The organism is Streptomyces sp. NPDC101776, assembly GCF_044766845.1.
Classification (GTDB): domain Bacteria; phylum Actinomycetota; class Actinomycetes; order Streptomycetales; family Streptomycetaceae; genus Streptomyces.
On the sequence record NZ_JBIWMV010000016.1, the window covers coordinates 7,921 to 23,268 of the forward strand.

The window sequence follows — 15,348 nt, forward strand, 5'->3', positions numbered from 1 at the left end:
AGGCCCCTGGGGGGTTTCTCCGGCGGGGGCGGGGGCCCGTGGGGGGGCTGCCCCCCGGCCACCCGGGGGGCGCGGGCCCGACGGGGGGGGCCCGCCGGGGGCCCCGGGGGGGCCCGCCCCTGTCGTACGGGAGCCGCGGTCAGCCCTGCTGAGGGGCCCCGCTCATCTGGCCGCCGCCGGGCCCGCCGCCGCACCCACCACCAGGGCCGCCGCCCCGCCCGCCGCCTCCACCGGGGCCACCGCTCGGCATGCCGGAGGCGTTGCCGGTCGGCATGCCCGTCGGCCTGCCCGAGGCCGCGGCGCCCGTGGGCGCACCCGACGGGGCACCGCTGGGCCGTGCCGTGGCATTGCCGGTCGGCATCCCGGAGGCGGCCGAACAGGACTGGGTGGAACCGGAGTTGCCGCTGCCGGAGGACGACGAGGAGTCGCTCGAGCCGCAGGCCGCCAGGGCCAGGGGCGAGAGCGCCAGCAGGGCCACTGCGGGGAGGAGACGCGCACGCTTCATGAGAAACAACTCCAAAAACGATGAGGAAGCCTGGTGACGGGAACTCAATCAACGCCCCTTAAGGCTTCGTTGTCGGCGCCCTGTCCCCACCCTGTGCGCCGAGTAAAGGACAGCCCAAGAGACCTTCCTGACCTGCGACTTCAGGATCGGGGCTCGCCTACTCGCTGGTACAGCTCCGTGACAGAAGCGGCCGCGGCGGCCACCTCCGCGCGTGCCTCCGGCGGTGATACGACCTCCAACGCGTCGGCGAACTGCAGCAGTTGGCGTGCCTCGCGGACGACGCCGTACGACAGCCGGACCGTCACCCAGTCGTTCTCCCCGTCGTCCGTGGGGAGTTCGGCGAGCGAGGAGGCGCTGAGGCGCAGGAACATGTCGAGGCGGGCGCGGCGGACCCGGACGGTGACGTCGAGTCCGCCGGGGCGATCCTCGACCTGGCGGCGCAACTCCGCCCAGGCTTGGGCGAGTTCGACGCCCGGGCGACGCTTCACGGGCTCGGGCAGGAGGGTGGCCGAGTGGACGCGGTCGGCGCGGAAGAGGCGGGGGCCGGCCCGGCGGTCGGCGACCAGGTACCAGACGCCGGCCTTGGAGACGAGGCCGTACGGGTCGACGGTGTAGGTGTTGGGTTCCTTGGCGCCGCTGTGCCGGTACCGCAGGCGCAGCCGCCGGTCGGTGAAGACGGCATCCTGCAACACGTCCAGATCCACGGCGGGTTGGGGTCCGCCCTTCCAGCGCGTGGAGTCGACGAGGATGCGCCGGGAGGTCACCTCGGCGGCCGGGCGGTACGGCGCGGGCAGCGCGGCCATCACCTTGCGCAGCGCGAAGCCGAGCGCGTCGTCGAGGCCGAGGGCGGCATGGGTGCCCTGCGCGGCCAGGATGAACAGGGCGCGTGACTCGTCGGCGGTCAGTCCCGTGACGTCCGTACGGAACCCGGCGAGCAGCTCGATCCCGCCGTGCCGCCCGCGCTCGGCGTACACCGGCACCCCGGAGGCGGACAGCGCCTCGACATCCCGGTAGATCGTCCGCACCGACACCTCCAGCCGGTCGGCGAGTTCGTGCGCGGGGACGCGGCCCCGGGTCTGGAGAAGCAGCAGGATCGAGAGGAGTCGGTCGGCCTTCACGCCCCCAGGATCGGCCTCCCGAAACCCCGGCGCAAATGTTGACGGAAACTGTCAGGTTATGAGGCCAGCATCGAGCCCATGAACACCACGACGAACGACCCCCGCCCCCTGTACATCCGCGCCACCGAGCAGGTCGCCGCGCTGATCAGGACGGTACGACCGGAGCAGCTCGACTCCCCCACCCCGTGCACGGAGTTCGACGTCCGGACCCTGCTGAGCCATCTCGTCGGCGGCACCCACCGCATCGCGACGGTCGGCGAGGGCGGCGACGGCATGGCCGTCCGCCCCTTCGTGGACGGCATCCCGGACGAGGGCTGGCCGACGGCATACGACGAGGCCCGCACCCGGGTCGCCAAGGCCTGGTCGGACGACGCCCGCCTGGACGCCCTGGTCCGGGTCCCCTGGGGCGAGGCACCGGGCCGCATCGCCCTCTCCGGCTATGTGATGGAGGGCGTCACCCACACCTGGGACCTCTCGGAAGCCCTGGGCCACCCCCTCCAACTCGACCCGGAACTCGCCGAGTTCGCGCTGACGTTCGCCCGCAGGGCCCTCCCGGACGAGCAACGGGACGCCGGCACCCCCTTCGCCACGGCCCAGCCGATCCCCGAAGGAGCCGACGTCTACGGCCAGTTGGCGGCTTGGCTGGGGCGGAAGCCGATCGGCTGAGTCGGTCGCGGGCAGGGTCCGGAACCGGCCGGGTCCGTCCGACGACCGGCACGGGTCCGACCTGCCCGGCGCGGGCCGAGCGGGTGGCCGGGGCGCACCGTCGATCGCCCGGCGACGACCCCGGCCCGAACGCCGCCCCGGAACTCACCGACCCCGCCCGGAGTCGGCCCCCTCAGGTCAGTCTCGCCCGTGCCAACTGCCGTGACTGCGCCACCAGTCGGTCCGTGCTGTCCCAGACCTCCGCGTCCTCCTCCAGGAAGCCGCCCGCCAGGTTGCGCGTGGTGATGGAGACGCGGAGGGGGCCCGGGGCGGGGCGGGCCCGGACGTGGACGGTGAGTTCCACCGTGGGGACCCAGCCCTTCAGGCCGATCTCGAAGGCGGTCGGGGGGAGCGCGTCCACCGCCAGGAGGAGGGAGAGAGGGTCCGCGTCGCGGCCGTCGGCCAGGCCGAACCAGGAGCGCATCTCGCCCTTGCCGGAGGGGGCGCCCAGGGCCCAGCCGAGGGTGGACGGGTCCAGCTTCAGCATCAGGCGGTCGGTGATGGCCGAGCTGCCGTCGACGGGGGCGGGGCCGTCATCCGGGCCGAAGCACTGGTCCAGGGGCGGGAAAGAGGGAGGGCGAGCCGTGGTGCGGACGTCATCGGGGAGCGCGTCCAGGTCGCCGTAGGAGGCCAGGACGCGGATGCGTTCGACCTCCGCGCCCTCCTCGTCGTACTGGAAGAGGGACGCCTGGCCGGTGGAGAGGGTGCGGCCGGTGCGGATCTGCTCCGTGCGGATGACCGCCGGGCCCGGCTGGGACGCCGTGAGGTAGTGCGCGGAGATCGTGAACGGGTCGGGGTGCGGGAGCGCGTCCGCCAGGGCTCGGCCCAGGACGGCCAGGAGGTAGCCGCCGTTGACCGCGCTGATGATCGTCCAGCCGGCCGAGAGGTCGATGTCGTAGACGCCCGGGGCGCGACGGGCGACCGCCGTGTCGCGGTCGAACTCGCTGTCGCCGATCGTGGCCCGCACGGGCGCCGGCGCGGATGCTGCTTCTCGCATGGGTGAACCGTACAACAGGTGATTACTAAGCGGTAGCTTTGTTGTTGCGGGCATATGAAAACACCGCCAAACCATCGGCTACTCGGGTGAGGAACCGGCAATTTCTTGGTAAGTGTCCGTTCTCGTCCGTGACCCGCGGCCGGTGATCCCCCTCTTTGGGGACATGAGCCTCACCGGGACTCCGTTCCTCTACACCGCCGTCGTGCTGACGATCGTCGCCCTCATACTGCCGCTCGTGCTGTGGTCGCGGATGCGCGGCCCCAAGGCCGTACGCGTGGCGGCACGGGCCCTGATGCTGCTGTTCGCGCAGGCCACGGCCGTCACCCTGGTCTTCGTCATGGTCAACAACCAGAACAACCTCTACGACAACTGGGCCGACCTCCTCGGCACCGGCAATCACGTCCAGCAGGCCGCGAACCTCGGCAGGAACGGCACCGGCAACATCTCGCTGAAACGATTGCCCAAGGTCAGGCAGGACTTCTCCCCCGCCGAGGGCCCCGGCATGCGCGCGGCCGGCGGGGTGGAGGTCACCCAGCTCAAGGGCCAGGTCTCCGGCGTCGACGCCGAGGTGTACGTGTGGCTGCCGCCGCAGTACAAGGAGCCCGCCTACCGCCATCACAAGTTCCCGGTGGTGGAACTGCTGCCCGGCTATCCCGGCTCCGCGAAGGCCTGGTTCGGGTCGCTGCACGCCAACGCGCAACTGCTGCCGCTGATGAAGAGCGGCCGGGTCGCGCCCTTCATCCTGGTCGCGCCGCGCACCAACCTGCTGGCCGGCGTCGACACCGGCTGCGCCAACATCACCGGCACGGTCAACGCCGACACCTGGCTGAGCGTCGACGTACCGAAGATGGTCATGGACAACTTCCGCGCCGAGCCCGCTCCTTCGGGCTGGGCGGTGGCCGGCTACTCGGCCGGCGCGCACTGCGCGGTCAAGCTCGCGGTGGCCCACCCGGACCGCTACCGCGCGGCCGTGGGCATGTCCGGCTACAACGACCCGATCGCCGAACGCAATTCACTCGCGGCGGCCGGCCCGGCGCTGCGCGCCGCGAACAACCCGTACCTGCTGCTGAAGGCGAAGAGGACCCCGCCGCCGATCGCGCTGTACATCTCCGGCGAGTCCGGCGACGGCTACGAGGCGGGCACCGCCCTGGCCTCCGTCGCGGAGGCGCCGACGACCGTGCACGTGGTCTTCCTGCCGCGCAGCGACGGCGGTCACACGATGGCGCTGTGGCGGCCGCAGGTGAAGGCCGTGTTCCGCTGGCTGACGCTGGAGATGGGCAAGAACCACCCGCACGCGAAGACCGGGAGCACTACTCCTCACGGACGGTCGAACGCCGGTTCCACGCACGCGGAGCTCGCCAGTGGAACCGCATCGCGAGCAGGCGCAGCACGAAAGCGGTGACGATCGCGAACCCACTGGTGAGGGGGGTCAGCACGCCGTAGTGGATGCACAGGACGGAGATGGTGGCGCCGACGATCGCCGGGACCGCGTACAGGTCGCGGTCCCAGCGGAGCAGGGACGGGGTCTCGTTGGCGAGGACGTCACGCAGTACACCGCCACCTACGGCGGTGGCGAGACCGAGGGCGGCTGAGGAGGTGAGGCTGAGCCCGTAGTCGTACGCCTTCACCGTGCCCGAGACGCAGAACAGGCCGAGGCCCGCCGCGTCGAAGACGTTGACGCCGGCCTGGATGCGTTCCACGTGCGGATGGAGGAAGAAGACGAGGAGCGCGGCGAAGAGCGGGGTGATGAAGTACCCCAGGTCCGTGAAGGCGGCCGGGGGCACCGCCCCGATCATGAGGTCCCGGAACAGCCCTCCGCCCAGCGCGGTGACCTCGGCGAGCACGGCGATGCCGAACACGTCGAAGTTCTTGCGGACGGCCAGCAGCGCGCCGGAGATGGCGAACACGAAGATGCCGACGAGGTCGAGCGTGTGCTGGACGGAGGGGCTGAACAGTTGCTGAAGCACCCCACATTGTTACCCGTGGGTCGTCAGAGGGTGGGCTTGCCCGTCGTGTAGAGCCAGGTCTGGAACAGGTCGTCGAGCTGCTGACCGCTGATCTTCTCGGCGAGCTTGATGAAGCCGGCCGTGTCGCCGTTGCCGTAGCGGTGCAGCTTCGTCCAGGCGGGGAGCAGCTTGAAGAACGCGGTGTCGCCGATGCGTTCGCGGAGCATCTGGAGGGTCATCGCGCCGCGCTGGTAGACGGCGGAGGCGAACATCGTGTCGCGCTGCGGGTCCGCCACGACGGTCCCCCAGAACGCGCTCTCGGCGGGACGGGAGTTGTAGCCGGCCAGGAACGAGTCGTGCGCGGAGCGGGTGCCCTGGTGCTCGGCCCACAGCCACTGGGCGTAGGTCGCGAAGCCCTCGTTGAGCCAGATGTCCTTCCAGTGCGCGACCGACACGGAGTCGCCGAACCACTGGTGGGCCAGCTCGTGCACGATCGTCGTCTCACTGCGCACGGCCGAGTAGGCGGGCTTGCTCTGCACCTCCAGCGAGAACCCCGCCTCCGGCATGTCGTCGACGATCGCGCCGGTCTCCTCGAAGGGGTACGGCCCGAAGACCTGCGACCAGTAGTCGGTGGCGGCGGCCGTCACGGCGTACACGTCGACGCTGTTGCTGTTGGCGAGGACCGGGTCGATGGCCACGTAGATCGGGGTGCCGCCGGGGGTCGTCCCCGTCTTCACGTCGAACTTCCCGATGGTGGCGGTGGCGAGATAGGTCGCCATGGGCTTCGACTCGCGCCAGTGCGAGTACGTCGAGCCGCCCTTGTCGTACGTCGAGACGAGGCGGCCGTTGGAGACTCCGGTGAGGCCCTTGGGGGCCTTGATACGGATGTCGTAGGTGGCCTTGTCGGAGGGGTGGTCGCTGGACGGGAACCAGGTCGAGGCGGCGTTGGGTTCGCAGGCGACGAAGACTCCGTCGGCGGTCTTCATCCAGCCGTAGTCGGAGCCGAACACGATGGGTCCGTTGAGGGGTTCGGGTACCCCGCCGTAGGTGACGGTGACCGTGAAGTCTCTGCCCTTGCGGAGGAAGTCCCGTGGGGTGATGCGCAGTTCGTCGCCGGTGCGGGTGAACTGGGCGCGTCTTCCGTTCACTTGGACCTTGGTGACCTCCAGCTTCTGGAGGTCCAGGTCGAAGGAGGAGAGGTTCTGGGTGGCGCGGGCCGTGAGCGTCGTACGCCCGTCCAGGCGGTCGGTGTCGGGGTTGTAGGCGACGTCGAGGGCGTAGTGCCGGGCGTCGAAGCCGCCGTTGCCCAGTTGCGGGAAGTAGGGGTCACCGATGCCGTCGGCGCCGGGGGTGGGGGCGGAGGAGGCGGCTATGACAAGAAAAGAGGCCGCCGCGGTAGCGAGGGCCCCCAGACGTGCCGAACGGGAGAGTGCCATGAAGTCGTCCCTTCGGTGCGTGTTTCCGATCAGTCGGACACGCAGGACTCTGCCCTCACCTCATACGTCATGTACATGACTTTACCAACTTGTCATGCGTCACAGGGTAGTTGACCGTGACCGACCGCGGCATGCGAACGCCCCCGGTGACCTGGATCGGTCAACGGGGGCGTACAGATGGCCTGTTGCCGCCTACTTCGCCTCGCCGGGTCCGGCTTCCGGCTCGGTGGACTCGGCAGCGGGCTCGGTGGGTTCCGCAGCTTCCGCAGCGGGCTCCGCGGCTTCCGCCGACTCGGCAGATTCCTCGGCGAGCGTGGCCGCCACCGCCGCCGACGTCTCCGCCGACTCCTCCAGCACCGCGTCGCCGACCAGCTTCTCGGCCTCCCTCGCGGCGGTCAGCAGGACCGTGTCCTGCGGAGCCTGGTCCGCGAAGTTCTCCGGGTGGTGGCAGGCGACCTGCTGGCCGGGCTGCAGCTGAAGAAGCGGCGGCTCGGTCGTCGTGCAGATCTGGGTCGCCTTCCAGCAGCGGGTGTGGAAACGGCAGCCGCTGGGCGGGGAGATCGGCGAGGGAACGTCGCCCTGGAGCAGGATGCGGTCGCTCTTCGCGTTCTTCCGCCGCGGGTCCGGGATCGGCACCGCCGACATCAGCGCCTTGGTGTACGGGTGCATCGGCGCCTTGTACAGCAGCTCGCGGTCCGCGAGTTCGACGATCTTGCCGAGGTACATCACCGCGATCCGGTCCGAGACGTGCCGGACCACCGAGAGGTCGTGCGCGATGATCACGTACGTCAGGCCGAGCTCCGTCTGGAGGTCGTCCAGCAGGTTGACCACCTGCGCCTGGATCGACACGTCGAGCGCGGACACCGGCTCGTCGGCCACGACCAGCTTCGGGTTGAGCGCGAGCGCGCGGGCGATGCCGATGCGCTGGCGCTGACCGCCGGAGAACTCGTGCGGATAGCGGTTGTAGTGCTCGGGGTTGAGCCCGACCACCTCCAGCAGCCGCTGCACTTCCTTCCTGACCCCACCCTCGGGCTCGACGCCCTGGAGCTTGAAGGGAGCACCGACGATCGTGCCGATGGTGTGCCGCGGGTTCAGCGACGAGTACGGGTCCTGGAAGATCATCTGCATGTCCCGGCGCAGCGGACGCATGCCGCCCACCCCGAGGTGCGTGATGTCCTTGCCCTGGAACTCGACGGTGCCGCCGGTCGGTTCGAGCAGCCGGGTGATCAGCCGGCCCATCGTCGACTTGCCGCAGCCCGACTCGCCCACGACGCCCAGCGTCTCACCGGACTTGACCTCGAAGTCGAGGCCGTCGACCGCGTGCACGGCGCCGACCTGCCGTTGCAGCAGGCCCTTCCTGATCGGGAAGTGCTTCTGCAGCCCGGTCACCTTCAGCAGGGTCTCGCCGGGGGCGACACCGCCCTTGACGGCCACGCTGCCTTCGCTCTGCACAGGGATGCTCACTGCTGTGTCCTTGGGTTTCTCGCTCACAGCTTCGGCGCAATCTCTTCGATCCAGATACGCTCGCGCTGCTCCGCGTCCAGGTGGCAGGCGGCCCAGTGCCGACTGCCGACCTCGGCCAGCTCGGGGCGGACCGTGCGGGTGAGGTTGTCCTTCGGGAGGTCCGCGTAGGGGCACCGCGGGTTGAAGGCACAGCCGGACGGGATGTTGATCAGCGAGGGCGGGGAGCCCTTGACCGGGATCAGCCGCTCCTGCTGCTCACGGTCGAGCCGGGGCATCGAGCCCAACAGGCCCCAGGTGTAGGGGTGTCGGGGTTCGTAGAACACGTCCTCGGCCGGACCGCGCTCGACGCACCGGCCGCCGTACATCACCAGGATGTCGTCGGCGAGTTCGGCGACGACGCCCAGGTCGTGGGTGATGACGATGACCGCGGAGCCGAACTCCTTCTGGAGGTCGCGGATGAGGTCGAGGATCTGCGCCTGGACGGTCACGTCCAGGGCGGTCGTCGGCTCGTCCGCGATCAGCAGTTCGGGGTTGTTGACCAGCGACATGGCGATCATCGCGCGCTGGCGCATACCGCCGGAGAACTCGTGCGGGTAGCTGTCCACGCGCTTGTCGGGCTGCGGGATGCCCACCCGGTCGAGCATCTCGACCGCGCGGCGCTTCGCGGTCTTCTTGTCGACGTCGTGGTGTATGCGGTACGCCTCGACGATCTGCGCGCCGATCGTGAAGTACGGGTGCAGCGCGGAGAGCGGGTCCTGGAAGATCATCGCCATCTGCCGGCCGCGCAGCTTGCGCACGTGGTCGGGGTCGGCGGACAGCAGCTCGGTGCCGTCCAGCCAGATCTCGCCGGAGATCTGCGCCTTGCGCTTGCCGTACTGGCCGGCGGTGTGCAGGCCCATGATGCCGAGCGAGGTCACCGACTTGCCGGAGCCGGACTCGCCCACGATGCCGAGGGTCTTGCCCTTCTCCAGCGCGAAGCTGAGCCCGTCGACGGACTTGACCAGACCGTCGTCGGTCGGGAAGTGCACCTTGAGGTCGCGCACTTCGAGGAAGGCCGAGGGCGCGGGCGAGGCGGACGTGGGTTCGCCCACCGCTGCCCCGCTCTTGCTGAGTTCCGTCATGAGAGCCTCACTCGGGGGTCGATCACGGCGTACAGGATGTCCACCACGAGGTTGGCGAGAAGCACCGCGAGAGAAGTGATCAGGGTGACGCCCAGAATGATGGGCAGGTCCTGGTTGCGGATGGCAGTGAGCACCTGTCGGCCGAGGCCGGGCAGGTTGAACGTCGACTCGGTCAGGATGGCGCCACCGATGAGGGCGCCGAGGTCCATGCCGAGCATGGTCAGGAGCGGGGTGAGCGTGGAGCGCATGGCGTGCTTGCCGATGACGACCGGCTCCGTGAGGCCCTTGGCGCGGGCGGTGCGGATGTAGTCCTCGCCGAGGATCTCCAGCATGGTCGCTCGGGTGATCCGGGCGTACATCGCCGCGTACAGGAAGGCGAGGGTGATCCAGGGCAGGATCATGCCGCCGAAGTAGCCGCCGATGCTCTGGTCGAGCGGCACGTACTGGGCGTCCAGCCAGTGCAGCCCGTAGGTGAAGATCGCCAGGCTGAGCATGCCGGTGAAGTAGATGGGGAGGGAGACACCGGAGAGGGCGACGACCATCGCGCCGCGGTCCCAGATGGTGCCCCGCTTGAGCGCGGAGAGCACACCCGCCGCGACACCGAAGACCAGCCACAGCACGGCGGCACCGAGTGCGAGCCCCAGGGTCACCGGGAACGCGGAGGTGAGCACCGGCCAGACGGCCTGCTCGCTGCGGAAGGAGTAGCCGAAGCAGGGTGCGGCGCAGTGCGTGACATCGCCACCGCCGGAGTAGGTGCGACCGGCGAAGATGCCCTTGAAGAACTCCCAGACCTGGGAGTAGATCGGGTCGCTCAGGCCCAGCTTCTCCCGTACGGCCTCGACGGATGCCGGGTCGGCCTGCTTGCCCACGAAGCTCGCGGCGATGTCGACGCCCGCCCACTTGGGGACGAGGAAGAAGATGCCGAAGACCACCATGACGATGACCACGAGCATCACTGCGGCGGCGAACAGCCGCCTGATGAGATAAGCGAGCACAGCTTACGGCCCGCCGCGGGGCCGCGGGCCACCGGAGGTCATCCGGTGGCCCGCGACCACGCCGCGCCGGCCTTCACCTGCCTTTCGTGCCGTACGGCGGGTGTGCCGGTTTACTTCTTCGGGTTCTTCAGGCCGAGATTGACGAAGTCGTACGTACCGCTGTAGTTGTCCGTCGTGTAGACGTTCGCGAGGTTGTCGCTGCGCCAGTTGATGAACTTCTCGAAGGTGAAGGGCAGGTAGTACGCGCCCTCCATGACCTTGTGGTTGATCTCGGTCGAGATCTGGGTCTTGCCCGACTCGTCCAGCGTGGTGACGAACTTGTCGAACAGACCGTCGATGGTCTTGTCCTTGATCAGGGCGAAGTTGTTGTTACCGCTCGGCAGGATGTACTTGCTGTCCCACAGCGGCAGACCGAAGCCCTGGACGGTCGGGAAGTCGGCGCCCCAGCCCATGATGATGATGCCGTAGCCCTTCTTCTTCACGTTCGAAGGGCTGCCGATGATGCCGCTGGTCTGCGAACCGTCGAACTGGTCGATCTGCGCGTTGATGCCGATCTTCTTCAGCGACGCCTGCAGCGACTGGGCCGTGGCGACCTCGACCGGCTTGTTGTTGCGCACCGCGATGGTGGTGGAGAAGCCGTTCGGCTTGCCGCACGCCTTCAGGGCCGCCTTGGCCTCGGCGATGTTGCCGTTCTTGTTCGCGCCCGCGATCTTGTACGGGTCGTACTTCTGGCCCTCGGCGCCCGGGACGGACGGCGGGAGCATGTTGGTGCCGATGTCACCACCGGCGATCGGGCCACCGCGCGCGGTCTGCAGCGAGACGTGGTCGGCACCGAGGATGACGGCCTTGCGGCACTCGACGTTGTCGAACGGCGCCACGCTCGTCGGGAAGGTCGCGTAACGGATGTAACCCGAGACCGGGTTGTCCAGGTTGGCCTTGTGCTCCTTCAGGGCGGTGGTGCGGCCCTGCGGGGACATGCCGGTCTGGTTGATGTCCAGGTCGATGTCACCGTTGAGCAGGCGCTGGTCGAGCTGGTTGGCGTCCGAGAAGAACTGGACGGTGATCTTGTCCGGGTACGCCTTGCGGACCGGGTCCGAGGACTGCTTCCAGTTCGTGTTGCGCACCAGCGTCAGGCTCTTGCCGGGGCTGTACGACTCGAACTTGTACGGGCCGGAGGAGAACGGCTTCAGGCCGTACTTGGACTTGGTGTCCATGTCCTGGCGGACCGGGGAGGCGGAGACCAGACCCAGCACCTCCTGGAAGTCCGAGTTGGCCTCGGGGAGGTGGAAGACGATCGTCTTGTCGTCCGGAGTGGTGATCGACTTCAGGCCGAGCTTGTCCTTGGACGTGTCCTTGTAGGGACCCTTGTACTCGCCCTTGGGGTCGAGGAAGTCCTTGAGGTACGTCGGGCCGCCGGACAGCACGTCCTGCGCCCACACGCGCTCGATGCCGTACTTCACGTCCTTGGACGTGATCGCCTTGCCGTCCTCCCACGTGACGCCGTCACGCAGGGTGTACGTGTAGGTCTTGCCGCCGTCGGTGACCTTGGCGAGACCGGTGGCGAGGTCCGGGGTGAGCTCGGCGCCGGCCTTGCCCGGCTCCGTCTTGCCCGTGACCAACTGGCGGCTGTAGTAGCGCGCGAAGTCCCACATGAAGCCGTAGTAACCACGCGTGGTGTCCCACGAGTCGGCGTCCTGGGCGCCGCCGAACTTCAGCGTGCCGCCCTTCTTGACCAGCGAGGCCTGGGCGACCTTGTTGTTCGCGGCGTCGAAGCCGGCGGCGCCGGTCTTCGAACCGTTGTTGTCGTCGCCGCCACCGCCGCCGCACGCCGCCGTGGTCAGCAGTGCGGCGACCGCAGCAGCGGCGGCGAATGCCTTCTTGCGCCGCCCTGGAGTGCGTTGGGTTGTCACGATCTCGGATCCTCCGGACTAGATGAGAGACCCCGTGTTGGTGCCACGGGAACAGATGGGGGTGGTACGGATGCTCAGCGGGACGCCTTCGGGTCGAGCGCGTCGCGCACGCCGTCGCCGAAAAGGTTGAAGGCCAGGACGGTGATGAAGATCGCCACACCCGGGACCACCATGTACATGGGGTCTGACTCGTAGTAGTCGATGGCGCTCGACAGCATCTGTCCCCAGGACGCGGTGGGCGGCTTGACGCCCACGCCGAGGAAGCTGAGCGCGGCCTCGGTGAGGATGTTCGTCGGGATCATCATGGTCGTGTACACGATGATGGGCGCGACCAGGTTGGGCAGCAGTTCCTTGAACAGGATGTAGAAGCGCCCGGCGCCCAGGGAACGGGCGGCCTCCACGTACTCGCGCTCACGCATCGAGAGCGTCTGGCCGCGCACCACGCGTCCGATGTAGGGCCAGCCGAAGAATCCGATGACCAGGATCATCACGAACACGCGCACGTTGGACCCGGACAGGCCCAGCATGTCGTTCGGCATGACCGAGACCAGGGCGATCGTGAACAGCAGTTGCGGGAAGGCCAGCAGGCCGTCCATCACGCGGCTGACGAGCGAGTCGACCCAGCCGCCGAAGAAGCCGGCCAGGATGCCCAGGACGGTACCCAGGACGACGGCGACCATGGCGGACAGGAAGCCCACCAGGAGCGAGACGCGGGCGCCGTAGAGGATGCGGGCGAAGATGTCGCGGCCGTTGACCGGCTCGACACCCAGCAGGTGATCGCCGCTGATGCCGCCCAGCGACCCCTTGGGGGTGCCGAACAGCGGGTCGATCAGGCTCTCGTTGTACGCGTCGGGGTCCTGCCCGAGCAGGTGGGTGATGACCGGCGCGAGCAGGGCGAGCAGGATCAGGACGAGCACGACGATGCCGCCCGTCAGGGCGAGCTTGTCCCGCTTGAGCCGTTCCCAGGCGATCCGGCCCAGGGAACGCCCCTGGACCGCCTTCGCCTCGGCGCTCACTGCCGCCGCTTCCTCGGCCGCACTCGGGGCCGTATCCGCAGTCGGCTCGTGCAATGGTGCCGTCATCTGGCAGGGACCCCTCTCAACCGGCGGTAGCCGGCCCACACTTGCCGCTGTGGCGGCGTGATCAGTCCGTCGTACATCGGGGCGAACGGCCCCTGGTGCGGGAGTCTTCAACGCTTTGGTGATCTGCTGCCAGGGTTGGCGGCGAATGGATGCGCAAACGTGATGCAGCCTGGAGGGTTCCGTTATACGGACAGTGGGTAACGCCCCCCGGACGCAAGACACTTGGGACACAAAGCCGAATCGACGCCATTTTGGGCATCTCACCGCTATCTACGCGCGAAGAAATGTGTCGTAGACGTAAATCCTGCGGAGAAGCGGGGAAGAGGACTCGCCGGGTCAGTATCCACCACGGACGGGTGGGTATCCGTACCCACCCGCCTGGGCGGGCGCAGCGTGGGCCTCGCGGTCGTAGAACGGGCGGGCGTTCGCGCGCAGCCAGAGGGCCACCGGGTCGTACTCGTCGGACATCGCCACGGTCGACACCGGCAGCCCGTCGGGGACCGCGCCGATCGACTGCTGCATCATGCCGCGCACCGAGTCCACGGCCGGCGGGCTGGTGTCGTAGACGTCCAGACCGATCGCGAGATACGGCGCCCCGAGCGCGGGCTGCACCCAGGCGCGGCGCAGCGAGCGGACCGCGGGGGTGCGGTGGGCGTTCTGCGTGAGCAGGCCGTAGAACTGCGGGATCTCGATGCCCGGCTCCGACAGCCGGAGGGGGCCGGCGGGCTGGCGCTCCAGGCCGGTGGCGATCCGGCGCAGGTCGAGCCAGGGGATGCCGACACCGCCGCCGGGGGCGTGCGGGTTGAGCCAGAGGCCGAAGTGGTCGGGGTAGAGGGTGCGGGCCACGTCCAGGCCGTCGACCACCTCGTAGGAGCGGTTCCAGCCGCTCGCCGACAGTTCCTGGGCGGAGGTGACGCAGGGGGCGTAGCCGTACTTGTCGACCTGCATGTTTCCGTACTGGGCGTCCGGGGAGCCGGACTGGCCGTGCCACAGGAGCATCCAGATCTGGCCGGAGTGGGGGGTCGCGAGGGCGCGGAGGAGTGCCTCGTAGGCGTCGTAGCGCCCGGGCGTCACCTGGCGCAGCATGTGCTCGACCTGGCCGGTCGCGGTGCCGCTGGCGCTCACGTGTCCGCTCCTTTTTGTAGGTGCCCTGCGTTGAGGAACAGCTTAAGCGCCCAAGGGGTGGGGGCCCGGGGTGCGTTCGCGAGTGGCGGTCGAGTGTGGCTGGGCGCGCAGTTCCTCGCGCCCCCTTCGGGGCGCCTCAGTGACCCTGCGTATAGAAGGGACGCACTGTCTGCCTCAACCAGTCCGCCACCGGGTCTTGCGTTACGTCGAGCAGGACGAGGTTGACCTGCCACTGGACCGTCACCTGGCCCAGCGCCCGTGCCAGCGCCTCCATCGGGGCCGCTCTCAAGTCGCCGTCCCAGTTGGTGAGTTCTACGCCTACGAACATCACGGGGGCGGCCGTCTCGATCGCGGCGAGGCAGCGGCGGGCCGAGCCGACCACGCCGATGGCGGCGAACTCGGCGGCGGCCGCGGCGAGGAAGTCGACCGGGTCGTCCTGCCAGTCGGGTTCGAAGAGGCGGACCCGGCCGCCGCTGGTGGGGCCGTCGAGAGCGGTGCGGCCGATCCGGCACAGCTCGGCCACGGCGAGCGGCGGGAGGGGGACGCCGACCATGCCGCCCGGGTTCACCGCGATGCCGACCTGCGCGGGCAGCCCGCGGGCGAACTCCACCGCGGGCGCGATCGTGAACGACAGATGCGAGCCGACGACCTGCCGGAACTGCTCCTCGGAGCTGAAGACCGGGACGTACGCCTGCCCCTCGATGTCCAGTGTCGGCAGGTCGAGGGGGCCGCTCTGCGGGCCGCCGCCGCTGGGGAGCGGGACCCAGACGAAGCTGCGGCCGAGCACCTCGACGATCCGGCCGCCGGCCGAGGGCATGCCGAGGGACACCGAGAGCACCTCCTCCAGCTCGTTGCCCGGCCATCCGCCGTGCGGATGCGGGTGGGGGTACGCCTGACCGGGGAAGTCCGCCGGGAAGTCCATCTACCTACCGCCTGCTGGTGAA

Annotated in this window: 14 protein-coding genes; 2 read left to right on the plus strand and 12 right to left on the minus strand. The window is 69.2% G+C overall.

Features of this window, described 5'->3' with window-relative positions; translation table 11 throughout:
• Positions 1-139: 139 nt before the first annotated feature.
• Together ACIRRY_RS36405 and ACIRRY_RS36410 are read right to left on the minus strand one after the other, a co-directional pair.
• On the minus strand, positions 140-505 hold the full coding sequence (locus ACIRRY_RS36405) for a hypothetical protein (protein WP_403981517.1): 366 nt from the start codon (positions 503-505) through the stop codon (positions 140-142).
• A 140-nt stretch (positions 506-645) separates the two neighbouring features.
• Positions 646-1,623, minus strand: a complete 978-nt coding sequence (locus ACIRRY_RS36410) for a helix-turn-helix transcriptional regulator (protein ID WP_403981519.1) — start codon at positions 1,621-1,623, stop codon at positions 646-648.
• Positions 1,624-1,701: 78 nt separating this feature from the next.
• On the opposite strand from ACIRRY_RS36410, the gene ACIRRY_RS36415 reads away from it, so the two are divergent.
• Positions 1,702-2,289 carry a TIGR03086 family metal-binding protein gene (locus tag ACIRRY_RS36415; RefSeq protein WP_403981521.1) on the plus strand — a complete coding sequence of 196 codons (588 nt, stop codon included), beginning with the start codon at positions 1,702-1,704 and terminating at the stop codon, positions 2,287-2,289.
• Positions 2,290-2,461: 172 nt separating this feature from the next.
• Here ACIRRY_RS36415 and ACIRRY_RS36420 read toward each other — a convergent pair whose 3' ends face one another.
• Positions 2,462-3,325 carry a thioesterase family protein gene (locus ACIRRY_RS36420; protein ID WP_403981524.1) on the minus strand — a complete coding sequence of 288 codons (864 nt, stop codon included), beginning with the start codon at positions 3,323-3,325 and terminating at the stop codon, positions 2,462-2,464.
• A gap of 163 nt (positions 3,326-3,488) precedes the next feature.
• Between ACIRRY_RS36420 and ACIRRY_RS36425 the strand changes: the two genes are divergently transcribed.
• Positions 3,489-4,727: an alpha/beta hydrolase gene (locus ACIRRY_RS36425; RefSeq protein ID WP_403981527.1), complete on the plus strand. Its 1,239-nt coding sequence runs from the start codon at positions 3,489-3,491 to the stop codon at positions 4,725-4,727.
• On the opposite strand, the gene ACIRRY_RS36430 is transcribed toward ACIRRY_RS36425, so the two are convergent.
• The 9 genes from ACIRRY_RS36430 to ACIRRY_RS36470 form a co-directional block, all read right to left on the minus strand.
• Positions 4,636-5,292: a trimeric intracellular cation channel family protein gene (locus ACIRRY_RS36430; RefSeq protein WP_403981530.1), complete on the minus strand. Its 657-nt coding sequence runs from the start codon at positions 5,290-5,292 to the stop codon at positions 4,636-4,638. The two genes, ACIRRY_RS36425 and ACIRRY_RS36430, sit on opposite strands and share 92 nt — an antisense overlap.
• Before the next feature lie 23 nt (positions 5,293-5,315).
• Positions 5,316-6,707: a M1 family metallopeptidase gene (locus tag ACIRRY_RS36435; RefSeq protein ID WP_403981532.1), complete on the minus strand. Its 1,392-nt coding sequence runs from the start codon at positions 6,705-6,707 to the stop codon at positions 5,316-5,318.
• Positions 6,708-6,899: 192 nt separating this feature from the next.
• The gene (locus ACIRRY_RS36440) at positions 6,900-8,171 is read right to left on the minus strand and encodes an ABC transporter ATP-binding protein (RefSeq protein ID WP_403981535.1); all 1,272 of its coding nucleotides are present in this window, start codon (positions 8,169-8,171) and stop codon (positions 6,900-6,902) included.
• Between the two features lie 23 nt (positions 8,172-8,194).
• Positions 8,195-9,292, minus strand: a complete 1,098-nt coding sequence (locus ACIRRY_RS36445) for an ABC transporter ATP-binding protein (protein ID WP_403981537.1) — start codon at positions 9,290-9,292, stop codon at positions 8,195-8,197.
• Complete coding sequence (locus ACIRRY_RS36450; RefSeq protein WP_403981539.1) at positions 9,289-10,287, minus strand: ABC transporter permease; 999 nt, start codon at positions 10,285-10,287, stop codon at positions 9,289-9,291. Before ACIRRY_RS36450 ends, ACIRRY_RS36445 begins: the two co-directional genes overlap by 4 nt.
• 110 nt (positions 10,288-10,397) lie before the next feature.
• Positions 10,398-12,197, minus strand: a complete 1,800-nt coding sequence (locus ACIRRY_RS36455) for an ABC transporter substrate-binding protein (RefSeq protein WP_403981542.1) — start codon at positions 12,195-12,197, stop codon at positions 10,398-10,400.
• A gap of 74 nt (positions 12,198-12,271) precedes the next feature.
• Entirely contained in the window at positions 12,272-13,279 is a 1,008-nt protein-coding gene (locus ACIRRY_RS36460; protein WP_403981545.1) for an ABC transporter permease, read from the minus strand.
• Between the two features lie 336 nt (positions 13,280-13,615).
• Positions 13,616-14,404 (minus strand): enhanced serine sensitivity protein SseB C-terminal domain-containing protein, encoded by a 789-nt coding sequence (locus ACIRRY_RS36465; RefSeq protein WP_403981548.1) that lies wholly within the window; start codon positions 14,402-14,404, stop codon positions 13,616-13,618.
• A gap of 136 nt (positions 14,405-14,540) precedes the next feature.
• Positions 14,541-15,326: an enhanced serine sensitivity protein SseB gene (locus ACIRRY_RS36470; RefSeq protein ID WP_403981551.1), complete on the minus strand. Its 786-nt coding sequence runs from the start codon at positions 15,324-15,326 to the stop codon at positions 14,541-14,543.
• Positions 15,327-15,348: the final 22 nt, after the last annotated feature.